Source organism: Pseudonocardia sp. ICBG162, from assembly GCF_020496225.1.
In the GTDB taxonomy this organism is placed as follows: Bacteria; Actinomycetota; Actinomycetes; order Mycobacteriales; family Pseudonocardiaceae; genus Pseudonocardia; species Pseudonocardia alni.
Genome location: NZ_JAHLJD010000017.1, coordinates 131,798 through 148,596 on the forward strand (window position 1 = coordinate 131,798; position 16,799 = coordinate 148,596).

Annotated in this window: 13 protein-coding genes; 5 read left to right on the forward strand and 8 right to left on the reverse strand. The window is 75.0% G+C overall.

Annotation, left to right across the window (positions count from 1 at the left end):
- Window positions 1-60: 60 nt before the first annotated feature.
- On the reverse strand, window positions 61-1,689 hold the full coding sequence (locus KPL60_RS14710; protein WP_226357713.1) for an alpha/beta hydrolase: 1,629 nt from the start codon (window positions 1,687-1,689) through the stop codon (window positions 61-63).
- A 178-nt stretch (window positions 1,690-1,867) separates the two neighbouring features.
- Here KPL60_RS14710 and panB point away from each other — a divergent pair, with 178 nt between their 5' ends.
- Complete coding sequence (gene panB, locus KPL60_RS14715) at window positions 1,868-2,722, forward strand: 3-methyl-2-oxobutanoate hydroxymethyltransferase (RefSeq protein ID WP_224402110.1); 855 nt, start codon at window positions 1,868-1,870, stop codon at window positions 2,720-2,722.
- 42 nt (window positions 2,723-2,764) lie between these two features.
- On the opposite strand, the gene KPL60_RS14720 is transcribed toward panB, so the two are convergent.
- Window positions 2,765-3,922 (reverse strand): glutamate-cysteine ligase family protein, encoded by a 1,158-nt coding sequence (locus KPL60_RS14720; protein ID WP_226366170.1) that lies wholly within the window; start codon window positions 3,920-3,922, stop codon window positions 2,765-2,767.
- A 183-nt stretch (window positions 3,923-4,105) separates the two neighbouring features.
- Here KPL60_RS14720 and KPL60_RS14725 point away from each other — a divergent pair, with 183 nt between their 5' ends.
- The gene (locus KPL60_RS14725) at window positions 4,106-4,273 is read left to right on the forward strand and encodes a hypothetical protein (protein WP_208822403.1); all 168 of its coding nucleotides are present in this window, start codon (window positions 4,106-4,108) and stop codon (window positions 4,271-4,273) included.
- A gap of 4 nt (window positions 4,274-4,277) precedes the next feature.
- Window positions 4,278-5,081, forward strand: coding sequence for a hypothetical protein (locus KPL60_RS14730; RefSeq protein WP_226357716.1), 804 nt, complete (start codon window positions 4,278-4,280; stop codon window positions 5,079-5,081).
- Here KPL60_RS14730 and KPL60_RS14735 read toward each other — a convergent pair.
- The 3 genes from KPL60_RS14735 to KPL60_RS14745 form a co-directional block, all read right to left on the reverse strand.
- Window positions 5,064-5,849, reverse strand: coding sequence for a maleylpyruvate isomerase family mycothiol-dependent enzyme (locus KPL60_RS14735; RefSeq protein WP_226357717.1), 786 nt, complete (start codon window positions 5,847-5,849; stop codon window positions 5,064-5,066). The genes KPL60_RS14730 and KPL60_RS14735 overlap by 18 nt on opposite strands.
- Entirely contained in the window at window positions 5,846-6,685 is an 840-nt protein-coding gene (locus KPL60_RS14740) for a fumarylacetoacetate hydrolase family protein (RefSeq protein ID WP_226357718.1), read from the reverse strand. The genes KPL60_RS14735 and KPL60_RS14740 overlap by 4 nt, the downstream gene beginning before the upstream one ends.
- Before the next feature lie 253 nt (window positions 6,686-6,938).
- On the reverse strand, window positions 6,939-9,314 hold the full coding sequence (locus tag KPL60_RS14745) for a xanthine dehydrogenase family protein molybdopterin-binding subunit (RefSeq protein ID WP_226366171.1): 2,376 nt from the start codon (window positions 9,312-9,314) through the stop codon (window positions 6,939-6,941).
- 111 nt (window positions 9,315-9,425) lie between these two features.
- Here KPL60_RS14745 and KPL60_RS14750 point away from each other — a divergent pair, with 111 nt between their 5' ends.
- Complete coding sequence (locus KPL60_RS14750; protein WP_226357720.1) at window positions 9,426-11,075, forward strand: fumarate hydratase; 1,650 nt, start codon at window positions 9,426-9,428, stop codon at window positions 11,073-11,075.
- 48 nt (window positions 11,076-11,123) lie between these two features.
- Here KPL60_RS14750 and KPL60_RS14755 read toward each other — a convergent pair whose 3' ends face one another.
- The 3 genes from KPL60_RS14755 to KPL60_RS14765 are packed head-to-tail and all read right to left on the reverse strand — an operon-like array spanning window position 11,124 to window position 16,004.
- Complete coding sequence (locus tag KPL60_RS14755; RefSeq protein ID WP_226366172.1) at window positions 11,124-13,850, reverse strand: bifunctional GNAT family N-acetyltransferase/acetate--CoA ligase family protein; 2,727 nt, start codon at window positions 13,848-13,850, stop codon at window positions 11,124-11,126.
- Between the two features lie 8 nt (window positions 13,851-13,858).
- Window positions 13,859-15,031 (reverse strand): acetoin utilization protein AcuC, encoded by a 1,173-nt coding sequence (locus tag KPL60_RS14760; protein WP_226366173.1) that lies wholly within the window; start codon window positions 15,029-15,031, stop codon window positions 13,859-13,861.
- Between the two features lie 34 nt (window positions 15,032-15,065).
- Window positions 15,066-16,004: a sulfurtransferase gene (locus tag KPL60_RS14765; protein ID WP_374228679.1), complete on the reverse strand. Its 939-nt coding sequence runs from the start codon at window positions 16,002-16,004 to the stop codon at window positions 15,066-15,068.
- A 72-nt stretch (window positions 16,005-16,076) separates the two neighbouring features.
- Between KPL60_RS14765 and KPL60_RS14770 the strand changes: the two genes are divergently transcribed.
- Window positions 16,077-16,793, forward strand: coding sequence for a metal-dependent transcriptional regulator (locus tag KPL60_RS14770; RefSeq protein ID WP_226357723.1), 717 nt, complete (start codon window positions 16,077-16,079; stop codon window positions 16,791-16,793).
- Window positions 16,794-16,799: the final 6 nt, after the last annotated feature.

A 16,799-nucleotide genomic window follows, 5' to 3' on the forward strand; every position in this document is an offset into this window, starting at 1 on the left:
AGTTACCGGGGTGTGCGGGCGACCCGGTCGTGGTCGCCCGCACAGCCCCGGCGACGGCCCTCAGCTCGGCGAGAGCGTGCACTCCGCGCCCTGCGGCGGGAGCGTGAGGTTCACCAGATAGTCGATCGCGAGCTTGTCGGTGCACGCGTCACCCTGCAGCGACGCGGTGTGCTGGTTGCCGTTGACCTTGATCAGGCTGCCGTTCAGCTGCTGGGCCAGGTCGACCCCGGCCTGGTACGGCGTGGCCGGGTCACCGGTGACCGACACCACGACGACCGGCGGGAGCCCGTCGACCTTCGGCGTGTGCGGCTCGCTGGTGGGCGGGACCGGCCAGAACGCGCACGCGTCGCGGGCACCGACCGGGCCGCGGCCGGTGGAGCGGAACGGGGCGGCCTCGTCGGCCCGCGTCGCCAGCTCCAGGGCCTCCGACGGCTCCTTGAGCGCCGGCTGGTTCACGCAGCTGATCGACTGGAAGGCCTGCAGCATGTTCGAGTAGCGGCCCTGGTCGTCACGCTCGTAGTAGAGGTCGGCCAGGCGCATCAGCAGGTCGCCGTTGCCGTTCGCGACCTGCGAGATCCCGCGCTGCAGGGCGGGCCACAGCTGGGAGACGTAGAGCGCCTGGCTGACGCCGGTCTGGGCGTCGGAGAAGCTCAGGACGCGCCCGTCGCCGACCTTCGCGGGCGTGTCGATCAGTGGCCGCATGACCGCCTGGAACGCCTGGGTCGCCTTCGCCGGGTCGGTGCCCAGCGGGCAGCCGGGGCGGCTGGTGCAGTCCTTGGCGAAGTTGTCGAACGCGAGCTGGAACCCGGCGTTCTGCTTGACCGTGGAGTCGATGGTCGACTGCGTCGGGTCGATCGCGCCGTCGAGCAGCAGCGCGCGGACGTTCTGCGGGAACGCCTCGGCGTAGGCGGTGCCGAGCTCGGTGCCGTAGGAGAAGCCGGCGTAGGTCATCTTCTGGTCGCCGACGGCGGCCCGCATGACGTCCATGTCCTTCGCGACGTCACGGGTGCCGACGTTCGCCAGCACGTCGGCCCCGGTGCGCTGGGTGCAGCGCTCGGCGAACTGGCGGCTGTCGGCCTCGGCGGCGGCGACCCCGGCGGGCGAGGGGTCGGCGAAGACCTTCGTGCGCTCCTCGTCGTTCTCCTTGTCGGTGAGGCACTGGATCCGCGGCATGCTGGCGCCGGTGCCGCGCGGGTCGAACCCGACCAGGTCGAACCGGTCCCCCAGGCCGTTGGTGGCCCAGGTGGCGGCCTGGCGCGCGACGAACGAGGTGCCCGAGGCGCCGGGGCCGCCCGGGTCGGCGAACAGCGAGCCGATCTTCGCGCCGGTCGCCTTCTTGCGCAGCAGCGCAATCTGCATGGTCTTGCCGTCGCCGGGCTGGGCGTAGTCCTGCGGGACGGTCACCCGGGTGCAGTCGAACTGCGGGTCGGCGTAGGTCTGCGCGTCGTCCGCGGTGGGGGCGTAGTCCGCGCAGGCGCCCCACTGCAGCTGCTGGTCGTAGAACTGCGCGAGCTCCGGCGGGTTCTGCGCGGCCTGCGGCTGGTCACCGGTGCCCGCGTCGGCGCACGCGCCGACCAGGACGAGGGTCGCCGCGCCGAGCACGGCGAGCGCGGCCGGACGCGTCCGCCGGCGGGCCGCCCCCGGTGTCTCTCGTCGGTGGGCACGTGGTCGCAACAGCCGAGGGAGCATGACCGTGAGCATGCCACCGACCCCCGACGGTGACCGGTCGCGGGTCACGGCCCGGGTGAGGGTGCCCACACCACGGGGCGGTCCGGGCCCGTGCGCTGCCACCCTGGCGTCCGCCATCGACGGCGAACCCGGGGACCCACGACCAGCGTGGGCCTCGAGGCACGGAAGGAGCTCACCGGTGAGCACACAGGAGAGCGGAGAGGTGGCGGCCCCGTACCGGGCGCCCGCGACCCCGCCGAAGCGGACCCGCGTCCACCACCTGCTGCAGTGGAAGCAGGAGGGCCGGCGCTGGCCCATGCTGACCGCCTACGACGTCTACTCCGCCGAGATCTTCGACGACGCCGGCATCCCGGTGCTGCTCGTCGGCGACTCCGCGGGCAACAACGTGTTCGGCCACGACAACACCATCCCGGTCACGGTCGACGACCTGGTCCCGCTGACCCGGGCCGTGGTGCGCGGCGCCCGCAGCGCGCTCGTCGTCGCCGACCTGCCGTTCGGCAGCTACCAGATCTCCCCCGCGCAGGCGCAGGAGACGGCGTTCCGGTTCATGAAGGAGGGCGGGGCGCACGCGGTCAAGCTCGAGGGCGGTGCGCGGTTCGCGCCGCAGGTCGAGGCGCTCACCGCGTCCGGCGTGCCGGTGATGGGCCACCTCGGGTTCACCCCGCAGAGCGAGCACGCGCTGGGCGGGTTCCGCATCCAGGGTCGCGGCGACGCCGCCGACCGGCTCGTCGAGGACGCGCTGGCCGTGCAGGAGGCGGGCGCGTTCGCCGTCGTGCTGGAGATGGTGCCCGCCGACGTCGCCAAGCGGGTGACCGGGGAGCTGCGCATCCCGACCGTCGGCATCGGCGCCGGGCCCGACTGCGACGCCCAGGTCCTCGTCTGGTCGGACATGGCCGGGATGAACCGCGGGAAGGTGCCGCGCTTCGTCAAGAAGTACGCGGAGCTCGGCTCGGCCCTGCACGACGCGGCGGCCGCGTTCGCCGCCGACGTGGCGCACGGCGAGTACCCCGCCGAGGAGCACAGCTACCGCTGAGCCGGACCGGGGCCCCGGCGCGCGTCGCCGGGGCCCCGCCGGTCAGTCGGTGGCGCGCGTCGCCGGGTGCCCGAGCCCCGGGATGCCGCCGCCCGCGCGGTGGCGGGCCAGCATCCGGTCCGCGGGGGTCTCGCGGCGCGCCAGCCGCCGGGCCAGCGACGCCAGCCGCGCGCCGTGGGCGTCGTCGCCGGCCAGCGCGGCGGTCGCGGCGTCGAGGACGGCCTGCGACCCCGCCCGCACCGCCGGGTCCGCCCAGCCCCGCAGCGCCGAGCGGCGGTGCGCCGCCGCGTCCGGGGTCCGACGCCGGCCGGGCAGCGTGTCGTCGCGCAGCAGGCCGGTCAGCAGGCTCAGCAGCGCCGCGGGCAGGTCGGTGCCCACACCGTCGGCGGGTTCCTCCCCCGCGACCACCGGGACGGCGTCGAACGCCTTGAACTCGATCCGCCCCACCTCCCCGGGGATGCCCGCGTGCCGCACCAGGCTGGGGTCGGTCGCCATCAGCGGGGCGTCGGGCGGCAGGTAGGCCAGCGCCGCCGGGCGCGCCCCGGTGCGACGCGCGGTGCGTGCCGACAGCCCGCCCCAGACACCGCCGTCGCGGAACGGCGAGGAGAACGACCACGGCACCAGGTAGGGGCTGTAGAAGGTCAGCTTCGCCGCCGCGTCGGCCAGCACGGCGGGGTCGGTGCCCGACTCGGGGAACGACAGGTTCAGGTCCGGCCCCCAGGTCACCATGTGCAGGTGCGAGGTCCGCTCCTCCGGCGAGGCCGCCATCAGCGCCCGCTCGTGGGCGTTCGGCGGCGGGTCCAGCCGGTAGGCCGACAGCTGCGGGTGGTGGGCGAACGCGACGGGGCGCAGCCCGTGCCGGGCGGCCACCGCGGCCAGGGTGACCGCGTCGGCGGCCAGCGCGTCGACGGCGGCCTGGACCGAGTCGTGCACGCGGGTCCGGATCTCGATGCCCTTGGGCTCGAACCGGAGCAGCCCGCCGTCATCGTCGAGACGCTCGTAGCCCTCGGCGTACCAGCGCTTGCGGCGGATGCCGGCGTCGCCGATCCGCAGGTCCGACTGGTCCCCGGGCAGCTCCGGGAGCTCGTCGACGACCGCCGCGACCTGGGCGTGGGTCAGCGACCGGTGGTCGGCCACCGTCCCGTCGTCCCGCAGCAGCGCGAGCTCGTGCTCGAGCCCGTAGCGCGCCTCGCCCCGCATCGACCACCCCCGGTCCCCGTCCTGGCACAGGACGTTACCGAGGCCGGGCCGGGCGCCGGCTGTGATCCGTCCCCGGCCCCTCCTCACCCGTTCCGCCCTGGACAACCCCGCGACGAACGGTCAGCCTGGTGACGGCGGCCACGTCCACCAGGTGGCCGGGACCCGGAGCACACGGGAGGCGTCATGAGGCTGGGCCGCAAGATCTCCGAGGGATTCGCCGTGGACCACGAGGCCGACCGGGTGGCCGACGCCCAGGAGCGCCCGCGCCCGGCGCGCACCGTCGAGCCCGAGTTCACCGAGTGGACGCCGGCCGTCGAGCAGCCGGCGCACTCGGGGTCCCGCGAGGACTGACCGGGTGCGCGGGCTGTTCCGCCGGACCCCGCTGGAGTACCCGACCGGCCCGTTGGAGGGCCACAAGCTGGCGTTCCCGATGCTGTCCGCGGACGGCACGACGGCGGGCTTCAGCGGTGTGACGCTCGGGCGGGCGCACGTCTACCGCACCGTCGACGACGCGGTGTGCGCGCACGGTTGCCGGCACGCCTGCCCGTCGCGGTGGTGCGACTGCGGGTTCTACTGCTTCCACACGGCCGACGACGCCCGCGAGCTGGCGTGCGCGCCCGAGCACCAGGGCGCGATCCTGCTCGAGGTGGCCGTCTCCGGCCGGTTCCGCCGCTACGAGCTGGGCCTGCGCTACGCCCGGCAGCGGGTGCGCACGATCCGGATGCGGCCCTGCCGCTGCGGGGCGCGGGTCGCGGTGCTGGCCGACACCGGCTCCGGGCAGCACGGCTGGCGCCGGCTGGAACCGGTGTGCCTGCGGTGCGCCGGGGCGCGCCCGGTGCTGTCGGCGCAGCGCTTCGCCGAGCTGGCCGAGCTCACCCTGCTGCCCGACGACGTCGCGGCGGGCCCGCTGACCACGCCCGACGACGCGGCGGGGTTCGCCGAGCACCCCGACCCGCACGGCACCGAGGCGGCCGACGGCCTGATCGGCGACCCGGTCGCCGCGGCGGGCGCGGTCGCCGTGCTCACCGCGGAGATGGCGCTGCTGCAGGCCCGGCTCGACGAGATGGCCCGCCAGCTCGGCCGGGCCACCGCCCGCCTGGACGCGCTCGAGGGCCGCGACCGGCCCGCGGCGGAGCCGGGGTCAGAGCCAGACCGGTAGCGGCGGCGGGAGCTTCCCGTCGGCGTCGCGCAGGCCCTTGTCGAACGGGCGGCCGAGCAGCCAGGCGATGATGTCGTGCGCCTTGCCGCGGACCGTGCCGAGGTCGCGCGGCTCGGCGCCGTCCGGCCCGGCGGGCCCCGGCCCGAACTCCAGCGTCGCGCCGGTGCGGACCTCCTCCAGGCGCACGTGCGGGCAGCCGGGCTTGCGCTCCAGCCGCGCGACCACGTCGGCGACCAGCACCTCCCGCATCGGGATCGGCAGGTCCTTGAACGAGGCGCCGACGTCGAGGTCGACGGCGTGGATCCACACCTCGCGGGCCCGGTTCCAGGGCACCGCCGTCACCGGCATCTCGACGCCCTGCGGGTTGCGCACGGTCGCCGACCAGGCCTTCTCCGGCATCGCCCGGACCGCGTCGGCGAGCCGGTCGGAGGCGGCGACGACGTCGGCGCGGATCTCGTCGGAGCTGCGCCCGGCACCGGCCTCGATGTCGGCGTCGCGGGACGCGGGATCGGGGTAGGCCGGGGTCTCGACGCCGGTCCGCGCCCAGGTCAGCAGGTTCACCATGGCATCGGCGTTGCGGGCCAGGTGGGTGAGCACGTGCGCGCGGGTCCAGCCCGGCAGCGCCGACGGGGCGCGGAACGCCTCACCGGCCATCCGGGTCATCAGCCCGCGCAGGTGGGCCTGGCCGTCACCGGCCCAGGCCAGCGCGTCGCCCACCGGCGGCGGGACGACGGCGCGGCCGTCACCGGGGGTGCGTGCGAGGCTCACCGCACCGCCCGGCACACGTTGCGGCACTCGCCGATCCCCTCCACCGCGGTGACGATCTCGGCGCCGTCGGTGAGGTAGCGCGGGGGCGTGCGCGCGTCGCCGACGCCGCCCGGGGTGCCGGTGGCGATGACGTCGCCCGGGTTGAGCGTGAGGATCTCCGACAGGTAGACGACCAGGTCCACCGCGCCGAACACGAGCTGGTCGGTCGTGGAGTCCTGCATGGTCTCCCCGGACAGCTCCGAGGAGATCCGCAGCGCGCCACCGGCGGCCGGGTCGGCGGGCAGCTCGTCGGGGGTGACCAGCACCGGCCCGAGCGGCGTGGAGTGCTCCCAGGTCTTGCCCTGCAGGAACTGCTTGGTGCGCCGCTGGTAGTCGCGCATCGACACGTCGTTGAGCACGGTGTACCCGGCGATGGCGGCCGTCGCCGCCTCGCGGTCGGCGCGCCGGACCGAACGCCCGATCACGATGGCCAGCTCCGCCTCGTAGTCCACGCGGTCGGACTGCTCGGGCAGCTCGATCTCGTCGTGGGCGCCGATCAGGGCGGGCGCGAACTTGCCGAAGACCGTGGGGTACTCGGGCAGCTCGTTGCCCATCTCGAGCACGTGGTCGCGGTAGTTCAGCCCGATGCAGATGATCTTCTCGGGCGACGGCACCAGCGGCGCGTAGTCCAGGCCCGCGGTCTCGTGCACCGGGCCCGCCGCGCCCGCGGCGTGCTCGGCCCAGTCGGGGCGCTCCAGCAGCGCCCGCACGTCGGCCTCCCCCGTCTCGACGGCGGTGTCGCCGTCGACGCGCACCGCCCGGTGCCCGGTCGCGGTCCGGATCGTCGCGAGCCTCATCGTGCGGGTGCCTCCCGGTATCGGTTGCGGTCCGGCGCAGAGTCTGCGCCACCGGGGACGCGCGGAACAGTCAGGGGGTGGGTTACCGCGCGTCCCGGCCGGTCGACAGGCGGAAGTCACCCGTACGGGCGACACCCGTGGACGGGGCGCGATCCCCGCTCCGCCGCCCCGGGGACGGCGGGGCACCCGTCGGGGAACCGCACCCGCCGCGCCGGCACGGTCCGTCCGCGCCCCGCCGCGACCGGCCCCGGGGTCAGATCGCCGCGTCGTCCTCGGCGCCACCGCCCCGCACCGGCAGGTCGTCGAAGACCGCGGGCGGCTCACGCCACGCCTGCTCCGGCGCCCCGGCGCGGGCCGCGGCGACCGCCCGCCAGACCCGCTCGGGGGTGCAGGGCAGGTCGATGTGCCGCACACCCAGGTCGGACAGCGCGTCGACCACGGCGTTCTGCACCGCCGGGGTCGACCCGATCGTCGCGGACTCGCCGATGCCCTTGGCGCCGAGCGAGTTCAGCGGGGTCGGGGTCTCGGTCGTCGCGGTCTCGAAGGAGAACAGGTCGGCCGCGGTCGGGATCGTGTACGCGGCGAGGCTGGAGGTCAGGGGCTGGCCCTCGTCGTCGAACAGGACCTCCTCGTGCAGCGCCTGCGCGACGCCCTGGGCGAGCCCGCCGTGCTGCTGGCCCTCGACGAGCAGCGGGTTCAGGATCCGCCCGCAGTCGTCGACGGCGACGTGCCGGCGCGGCGTGACCCGGCCGGTGTCGGTGTCGACCTCGACGACCGACAGGTGCGCCCCGAACGGGAAGGTCGCGCCGTCCTGCGCGGAGTCGAGCCCGACGTGCAGCTCCTCCCCCGTCGCGGCGGCCTGGCGGTGCACGTCGCTCCAGGTCGCGGTCGGGCCGCCCGGCACACCGGCGACGCCGAAGGTGCCGTCGTCGGTGATCTCGACGTCCTCCGCGGCGGCCTCCAGCAGGTGTGCGGCGAGCTTGCGGGCCCGCTCGTACAGCTCGTGCGCGGCCTCGGACACCGCGGTCCCGCCGAGCTGCAGCGACCGCGAGCCGCCGGTCCCGGCGCCGCGCGGGACGAGCGCGGTGTCGGACTGGACGTAGCGGATCCGGTCCATCGGGATCCCGAGCCGGTCCGACACCAGCATCGCGAACGACGTCGCGTGCCCCTGCCCGTGGGCCGAGGTGCCGGCCGACACCGTCGCCGAGCCGTCGTCGTGCACGGTCACCGAGCCGTACTCGCCGCCCCCGCCCCCGGCGGTGACCTCGACGTAGACCGCGATGCCGATGCCCAGGCGCACCGGGTCGCCCGCCTCGCGGCGGCGGGCCTGCTCGGCGCGCAGCTCGTCGTAGCCGGCGATGCGCAGGGCCTCGCGCAGCGGCAGGTCGTAGTCGCCGACGTCGTAGCGGGCGCCGGTCGGGGTCGTGTACGGGAAGACGTCGGGCGCGAGCAGGTTGCGCCGGCGCAGCTCGACCGGGTCGATGCCCAGCTCGGCGGCGGCGACGTCGACCAGGCGCTCCAGGTGGGCGGCGGCCTCGGGGCGTCCCGCGCCGCGGAAGGCGCCCATCGGGGTGGTGTTGGTCAGCGCGGAGACGGCGTCGTAGCGCAGGTTCGTGATGTCGTAGACGCCGGTCGCCATGAGGTAGGTGGTGCGCAGCGGCAGCGCGCCGCCGAAGCCCGCGTAGGCCCCGGAGTCCCCGACGACCCGCACGCGCAGGCCGGTCATCCGGCCGTCGCGGGTGAGGCCGAGCTCGTAGTAGCCGACCTGGCCGCGGCCGTGCGGCATCGAGACGAGGTTCTCCGAGCGGGTCTCGACCCAGGCCAGCGGCCGCCCCAGCGCCCGGGCGGCGACGACGGTCGCGGTGTGCTCGGCGAGCACACCGGCCTTCGCTCCGAACCCGCCGCCGACGTGCGGGGCGATCACCCGGACCTGGTCGGTCTCCAGTCCGGTCAGTCCGGCGAGCTGGGTGCGGAAGCCGTGCGGCATCTGGGTGGAGATGTGCACGGTGAGCGGGAAGTCGGTGGTGGTGGGGTCGGCGACGATCGCGTTGCCCTCCATCGGGACGGCCGCGACGCGCTGGTTCACCATCCGCGCGCGGACGACGACCTCGGCGCCGTCGAGCGGGTCGCCGGTCCCCCGCTCGCCCGCGGCCAGGTTGCTGCCCTGGTCGGGGAACTGCAGCGGGGCGTCGTCGGCGAGCGCGGCCTCGATGTCGGTGACCGCGGGCAGCGGGTCGTAGTCGACCTCGACGAGCTCGGTGGCGTCGACGGCGGCGGCGCGGCTCTCGGCGACGACCAGCGCCACCGCCTCGCCGACGAACCGCACCCGGTCGGTCGCCAGCGGCGGACGCGGCAGCGCGGGGTTGAGGACCATCAGGCCGTGATGGGCGGGCAGGTCGAGGTCGGCCGCGGTGTACACGGCGAGGACGCCGGGCGCGGCCGCGGCCTCGGTGGTGTCGATGCCGGTGAGCAGCGCGTGCGCCACCGGCGAGCGGACGAACGCCACGTGGGCCAGGCCCGCCGGTGCGTCGGCACCGTGGACCAGGTTGCCGACGAAGGTGCTCGCACCGGTGATCAGGTCGGCGTCCTCGACGCGGCGGACGGAGGTTCCCAGGATCGAGCCAGGCATGTGGCCCACACTACAGCACTAACCGGAGGGTCGTCCGGTTAGTGCGCCTCACACGTCGTCTGCGTCTCCACCTGCGGTGCCCGCCCGGCGACGGCCGGTAGCGTCCCCGCCATGCCCGAGTTCCACCACACCGACGTGCTCCCGCTCGGCCCGGACGACACCGAGTACCGCGAGCTCGACCTGCCCGCGGGAACCGTGACCGAGGCCGCGGGCCGCACCTTCCTCGAGGTCCCTCCGGAGACGATCACCGGACTGGTCCGCGCGGCCGTCACCGACATCCAGCACCTGCTGCGACCCTCGCACCTGAAGCAGCTGCGCGCCATCATCGACGACCCCGAGGCGTCCGGCAACGACCGGTTCGTCGCGACCGACCTGCTGCGCAACGCCTGCGTGTCCGCGGGCGGGGTGCTGCCGATGTGTCAGGACACCGGCACCGCGATCATCGTCGGCAAGAAGACCGAGACCGTGCTGACCGGCGGCGACGACGAGGCCGCGGTGTCGCGCGGGGTCTTCGAGGCCTACCAGGAGCTGAACCTGCGCTACAGCCAAATGGCGCCGATCAGCTTCTGGGACGAGAAGAACACCGGCACCAACCTGCCCGCGCAGGTCGAGCTGTACGCCAAGCCGGGCCGGGACCCGTACTACGAGTTCCTGGTCATGGCCAAGGGCGGCGGCTCGGCCAACAAGACCTTCCTCTACCAGGAGACGAAGGCGCTGCTGAACCCGAAGCGGCTCGCGGCGTTCCTGGACGAGAAGCTGCGCAGCCTCGGTACCGCGGCCTGCCCGCCGTACCACCTGGCGATCGTCGTCGGCGGCATGTCGGCGGAGTTCAACCTGAAGGTCGCGAAGCTGGCCTCGGCCCGCTACCTGGACAACCTGCCGACCGAGGGCTCGCCGCTCGGGCACGCCATCCGCGACACCGACCTGGAGCAGCAGGTCCTGGAGCTGACCCGCAACTTCGGGATCGGCGCCCAGTTCGGCGGCAAGTACTTCTGCCACGACGTCCGCGTCATCCGGCTGCCCCGCCACGGCGCCTCGCTGCCGGTCGGCGTCGCGGTGTCCTGCTCCGCGGACCGCCAGGCCAAGGCGAAGATCACCCCGTCCGGGGTCTACCTGGAGCAGCTGGAGCGCGACCCGGCCCAGTACCTGCCCGAGGCCACCGACGCCGACCTGTCCGACGAGGTCGTGCGGGTCGACCTGAACCGGCCGATGGACGAGATCCGCGCGCAGCTGTCGCAGCTGCCGGTGAAGACCCGGCTGTCGCTGACCGGGCCGCTGGTCGTCGCCCGCGACATCGCGCACGCCAAGATCGCCGAGCGGCTCGACGCCGGCGAGCCGATGCCGCAGTACCTCAAGGACCACGCCGTCTACTACGCCGGACCGGCCAAGACCCCCGAGGGTTACGCCTCGGGCTCCTTCGGTCCGACGACGGCCGGCCGGATGGACTCCTACGTCCAGCAGTTCCAGGAGGCCGGCGGGTCCCTGGTGATGCTGGCGAAGGGGAACCGGTCGAAGCAGGTCGTGGACTCCTGCGCCGCGAACGGCGGCTTCTACCTGGGCTCCATCGGTGGCCCGGCCGCCCGCCTGGCGCAGGACTGCATCCGCAAGGTCGACGTGCTCGAGTACCCCGAGCTCGGCATGGAGGCGGTCTGGAAGATCGAGGTCGAGGACTTCCCGGCGTTCGTCGTGATGGACGACAAGGGCAACGACTTCTTCGCCGACACCAGCGCCCCGACCCTCCAGGTCACCTTCCGCACCTGACCCGACCGCCCCGCGCGCCGCCGGCTCCCCGGCGGCGCGCGGGGCGGGTCAGCGCAGGCGGCGGGGGCCCGCGTCGCGGCGGTCGGGCACCGGGCCGATCGTCACCCGGGCCCCGGCCACGAAGGCGCCCTGCGGCGAGGCCAGCACCGGGTCGAGGGCGAGCGAGCGGACCTGCGGCAGGTCCTCCACGAGCCGCCCGATCCGCAGCACGACGTCCTCCAGCGCGGCGAGGTCGACCGGGTCGGTGCCGCGGTAGCCGGTGAGCAGCGGCGCCGCCCGCGGGGCCCGCACCAGCCGGGCCGCGTCCTCGATCGACACCGGCAGGACCCGGTAGGCGCGGTCGTCGAGCAGCTCGGTCGCCATCCCGGACAGCCCGAACGCCACCAGCGACCCGAACGACGGGTCGTCGACGACCTCCACCGTGCACGACGTGCCCTTCGGGGCCATCCGCTGCACGTAGACCTCGTCGGACCCGGTCACCCGCGACAGCTCCGCGTGCGCGACGCGCAGGGCCTCCTCCGAGACCAGGTCCAGGCGCACCCCGACGAAGTCGCCGCGGTGCCGCCACTGGTCCGCGGTCGCCTTGATGACCACCGGGTAGCCGACCTGCTCGGCGGCGGCGACGGCGTCGTCGGCGCCCGTCGCCCGGCGGAAGGTGATCACCTCCAGGCCGTAGCAGGCGAGCAGGTCGACGGCCTCGTCGTCGGTGAGGGTGTGCCGGGTGTCCGGCCCGAACGACGCGACGAGCTCCCGCGCGCGGTCGACGTCGATGCCCTCGGGCACGACGAACTCCCCCACCGGGGTGTCGCGCCACTGCGCGTAGCGGCTGACCCGGCCCAGCGCCGACGTCGCCCGCTCGGGGCTGGCGAAGCTCGGCACCGACCCGCGGCCGGGGGTGCCGTCCGCGCCGGGGACCGACAGCTCCGCCGGGATGCCCTCGGCGGCGAGGAACACCGCGATGACCGGGACCCCGGCACCGCCCGCGGCGTCGCGCAGGGCGTGCGCGTGGTCCCGGCCGGCCACCGCGACCGGCGGGACGAACACCGCGATGAGTGCGTCCGGGCGGGCGTCGCCGTCCAGGGTCGCGCGGACCGCGCCGGCGAACGCCTCCGGGGAGGCCTGGGTGCCGACGTCGACCGGGTCCCCCGCCAGCTCCAGGCCCTCGTCGAGCAGCCCGTCGAGGACCAGCAGGTTCACCGCGGTGGAGTTGCCGACGACCGCGACCCGGCGGCCCTTCGGCAGCGGCTGGTGGGCGATGAGCAGGGCGGTGTCGAACATCTGCGGCAGCGTCTGCACGCGGATGACCCCGGACTGCTCGAACAGCGCCTGCACGCTGGACTCGTCGATCGGTGCCCCGACCGAGGCCAGCGACGGCAGCGTCCCGGTGTGCCGGCCGGACTTCACCGCGATCACCGGCTTGGTGCGGGCCAGCCTGCGGGCGACCCGGGCGAACTTGCGCGGGTTGCCGAAGGTCTCCAGGTAGAGCAGCACCTGCTCGGTGCTCGGGTCGGTCTGCCAGTACTGCATCAGGTCGTTGCCGGACACGTCGGCGCGGTTGCCCGCCGACACGAACGACGACAGGCCCAGCCCGCGGGTGCGGGCGTTCGCGAGGATGGCGCTGCCGAGCGCGCCGGACTGGCAGAAGAACCCGGTGCGCCCGTGCCCGGGCATCCGCGGGGCGAGGGTCGCGTTGAGCCGCACCGACGGGTCGGGGTTGGCGACGCCGAGTGCGTTCGGCCCGACCACCCGCATCCCGTGCGCCCGAGCCTCGGCGACCAGCCTGCGCTCGGCGACGGTGCCGCCGTCGTCACCGGCGTCGGCGAAGCCGGAGCTGATCACGACCAGCACCTTCACGCCCTTGGCCAGGCAGGAGTCCATGACCTCGTCGATGTTCGCGGCCGGGACGGCGACGACCGCGAGGTCCACCTCGTCCGGGATGTCGATCACCGACGGGTAGGCGCGCACGCCCCGCACCGAGCGGGCGTCGGGGTTGACCGGGTAGACCGGGCCGGTGAACCCGGCGCGCAGCAGGTTCAGCAGGACGGCGTGACCGATCTTGGTCTCGTCCGCGGACGCGCCGATCACCGCCACCGAGGTCGGGTGCAGCAGGTTCGCGACGCTGCGGGCCTCGGCGGCCTGCTCGCGCGAGTAGCGGACCGCGATCGACTTCTCGGTGGGGTCGATGTCGAACTCGAGGTGCAGGACGCCCTCGGCGAAGGCCCGCGTGACGCCGTAGCCGGCCTCGCGGAACACCCGCACCATGGCGTGGTTCTCCACCAGCACCTCGGCCTCGAACCGGGACAGCCCGTTCTCCCGGGCCGCGGCGGCGAGGTGCTCGAGCAGGATCGAGCCGAGGCCGCGGGACTGGTGGTCGTCGCGGACGACGAACGCGACCTCCGCGGAGGTGACCGGCTTGTCGGTGCCCGCCCCCTCCTGGGCGGCCGCCCCGCCGCCGGGAGTCAGCCCCTCGTAGCGGCCGACCGCGATGATCTCGTCGCCGAGCAGCGCCAGGAACGCGACCCGGGTCCGGTGGTCGACGACGGTGAACCGCTCCAGGTCCCGCGCCGAGATCCGCGGGTACGGGCCGAAGTAGCGCAGGTAGCGGGTGCGGTCGGACAGCTTGGCGTGGAAGGCCAGCAGCGCGTCGGCGTCGCCGGGCAGGATCGGGCGCAGGTGCACGATCCCGCCGTCGGAGGCGACGACGTCGGCCTCCCAGTGCCGCGGGTAGGGGTGCCCGGGGGCGACGGCCGGGGTCTCGTCGGTCTTCTCGGTCATGGTCGGTCTCAGTCCCGCGGGTCGTCGGGGTCGAGGCCGTGCAGCGGGAACACCGCACGACGGGTCTCCAGGATCGCGGAGTCGACGCGCTCGCCGAACGAGCCGCCCCACCGCTCGAAGGCCGGGTCGGCCCCGTCGGACATCGAGACCGGCAGCGGCGAGCGGGTCCGGGTCGCGGCGAGCGCGGTCCAGTCCGCGGGGATGGAGGTGTCCGGGTCCAGGTCGCGGTCCAGGGCGACGGCCATCAGGTGCGTCCACGAGCGCGGGACCACCCGGTAGAGGGCGTACCCGCCGCCGCCGAGCACCAGCCACTTGCCGCCCGCGGTGGTCTCGGCCATCTCGCGCAACGCGTGGTAGATCGCCCGGTGGCCGTCGACCGACAGCTCCAGGTTCGCCAGCGGGTCCTCGGAGTGGGTGTCCGCGCCGCACTCGGTGACCAGCACCTGCGGGCGGAACGACTCCAGCAGCGACGGCACGACGCCGTGGAAGGCGCGCAGCCAGCCCGCATCGCCGGTGCCGGGGGGCAGCGAGACGTTGACGGCGTAGCCCTCGCCGGCACCGCGGCCGATCTCCCCCGCCCAGCCGGTGCCCGGCCACAGGGTGAGCGGGTGCTGGTGCAGCGAGATCGTCAGCACCCGGGGGTCGTCGTAGAAGCAGTCCTGCACGCCGTCGCCGTGGTGGACGTCGACGTCGACGTAGGCGATGCGCTCGTAGCCCTGCTCCAGCAGCCAGGCGATCGCGACCGAGCAGTCGTTGTAGACGCAGAAGCCCGCGGCGCGGTCGCGCATCGCGTGGTGCAGCCCGCCCGCCATGTTCACCGCGCGGTCCGCGCGGCCCTCGGCGATCTCCCGGGCGGCGGCGACCGAGCCGCCCGCGATCAGCGCGGACGCCTCGTGCATGCCGAAGAAGATCGGGTTGTCGGCGGTGCCCAGCCCGTGGCCGACGCCGAACGGCGCCTCGGGGGCGGACTTGACCGCCGTCTGGAAGCCGGGGGTGTGCACCCGGGTCAGGTCCACCTCGCCCGCCGGCTCCGGGACGACGAGGTCGACGCCGTCGAGCACCCCCAGCCCGCGGGAGAGCTCCATCATCAGCTCCAGCCGCACCGGGTTGAGGGGGTGGTCGTCGGACAGCTGGTAGGTCAGGAACTCCGGAGTCCACACCACCGACGTGCGAGCGCTCATGGGCCGGAACCGTATGCCAGGCCGGCGGGCGCGGTCACTCCCGCGCGGCCCACGGCCGGTCCCCGGTCTCCGCCGGGCGGTCCGGGTCGGCGCTCCACTCCGACCACGACCCGGGGTACAGCGCGGCCGGGGCGTCCGGCGTGGTGAGGCCGGACTCCTCCAGCGCGAGCACCAGGGCGCAGGCGTTGACGCCGGACCCGCAGTAGGCGCCGGTCGCGACACCCGGTGCGACGCCGGCGGCGCGGAAGCGCTCGGCCAGCGTGCCGGCGGGCTGCCAGCGCCCGTCCGGGCCGGTGTTCGCCGCGGCCGGGGTGCTGCGGGCACCGGGGACGTGCCCGGCGCGCGGGTCGACCGGCTCGGTCTCACCGCGGAAGCGGGCGGCGGCGCGGGCGTCGAGGAGCACGCCGTCGCGGGCCAGCGCGGCGGCCCCGTCGGCGTCGACGACGGGCATCCCGCCCGGCCGGACCACCAGATCGCCGGGCGGCAGGGGCTCCGGTTCCGGCGCCCCGGCACCCGGGCCGGTGCCGGCCACGGGCAGCCGCGCGGCCTGCCAGCCGGCGAACCCGCCGTCGAGCACCCGGACCCGGCCGGGCGCGACGCCGGCCCAGCGCAGCAGCCACCAGGCGCGCGCGGCGACCGAGCCGTCGAGGTCGTCGTAGGCGACGACGAGCTGGTCGCCGGCGTCGTCGCGGATCCCGGCCCGGCGCAGGACCTCCTGCAGCGCAGCGGGTTCCGGCAGCGGGTGGCGCCCGCCGGGGCCGGGGCGCGCGGGGCCCGCGGACAGCTCGGTGTCGAGGTCGACGAACACCGCACCGGGGATCCGGTGGGCCCCGTGGTCCTCGCGGCCGGGCGGGCCGACCAGACGCCACCGGACGTCGAGCACCACCGGCCGTAAGGTGCCGGCGGCCGGGGCGGGCCCCAGCAGGCCGGCGAGTTCCGAAGGGGGGATCATGGATCCGGACACGCGGCCCATCCTGCCCCGGACGGGCTCGCCGTGCGCGGGAGCCGCGCTGGGTAGACTGGACGTCGAACGAAGGGGCCCCACGTGAACGACCTCATCGACACCACGGAGATGTACCTCCGCACCATCTACGAACTCGAGGAGGAAGGCGTCGTCCCGCTGCGCGCGCGGATCGCCGAACGCCTCGGACAGAGCGGGCCGACCGTCAGCCAGACGGTGGCCCGTATGGAACGCGACGGACTCGTCGTCGTGGCCGGGGACCGCCACCTCGAGCTGACCGACGAGGGCCGCGGCCGCGCCGTCGCCGTCATGCGCAAGCACCGCCTCGCCGAGCGGTTGCTGATCGACGTGATCGGGCTCGAGTGGGAGCTCGTCCACGCCGAGGCGTGCCGCTGGGAGCACGTGATGAGCGAGGACGTCGAGCGCAAGCTGCTCCGCCTGCTCGACAAGCCGACCGTCTCGCCCTACGGCAACCCGATCCCGGGTCTGGAGGAGCTGGAGCGCGGGGACGACGCGTCGACGTCGTCGTCGGTGCCGCCCACGCTCGAGGTCGGCCTGCAGCGGCTCGACGAGCTGGCCCGCCGCGGTGGCGGTCGCGTCGAGATCCGGCGGATCGCCGAGCACGTGCAGCTGGACTCCGACCTCATGGGCGAGCTGAAGCTCGCCGGGATCGTGCCCGGCAACGCGGTCGACGTCGGCCCGATCTCCCGCTTCGGCGACCCGGTGCCGGTGAGCTCGGAGGACGAGAAGTCGACCGTCGCTCCGCCGGTCGCGCACGCCGTGCTCGTCCGCGCCGTCTGAGGAGGA

Bases quoted from the DNA above. Each gene is read 5' to 3' on its own strand.
- KPL60_RS14755 (WP_226366172.1), bottom strand. From the start codon at position 13,850: ATGACCGAGAAGACCGACGAGACCCCGGCCGTCGCCCCCGGGCACCCC.
- KPL60_RS14765 (WP_374228679.1), bottom strand. From the start codon at position 16,004: ATGGGCCGCGTGTCCGGATCCATGATCCCCCCTTCGGAACTCGCCGGC.
- KPL60_RS14750 (WP_226357720.1), top strand. From the start codon at position 9,426: ATGCCCGAGTTCCACCACACCGACGTGCTCCCGCTCGGCCCGGACGAC.
- KPL60_RS14720 (WP_226366170.1), bottom strand. From the start codon at position 3,922: ATGCGGGGCGAGGCGCGCTACGGGCTCGAGCACGAGCTCGCGCTGCTG.
- KPL60_RS14745 (WP_226366171.1), bottom strand. From the start codon at position 9,314: ATGCCTGGCTCGATCCTGGGAACCTCCGTCCGCCGCGTCGAGGACGCC.
- KPL60_RS14760 (WP_226366173.1), bottom strand. From the start codon at position 15,031: ATGAGCGCTCGCACGTCGGTGGTGTGGACTCCGGAGTTCCTGACCTAC.
- KPL60_RS14710 (WP_226357713.1), bottom strand. From the start codon at position 1,689: ATGCTCCCTCGGCTGTTGCGACCACGTGCCCACCGACGAGAGACACCG.
- KPL60_RS14725 (WP_208822403.1), top strand. From the start codon at position 4,106: ATGAGGCTGGGCCGCAAGATCTCCGAGGGATTCGCCGTGGACCACGAG.
- KPL60_RS14740 (WP_226357718.1), bottom strand. From the start codon at position 6,685: ATGAGGCTCGCGACGATCCGGACCGCGACCGGGCACCGGGCGGTGCGC.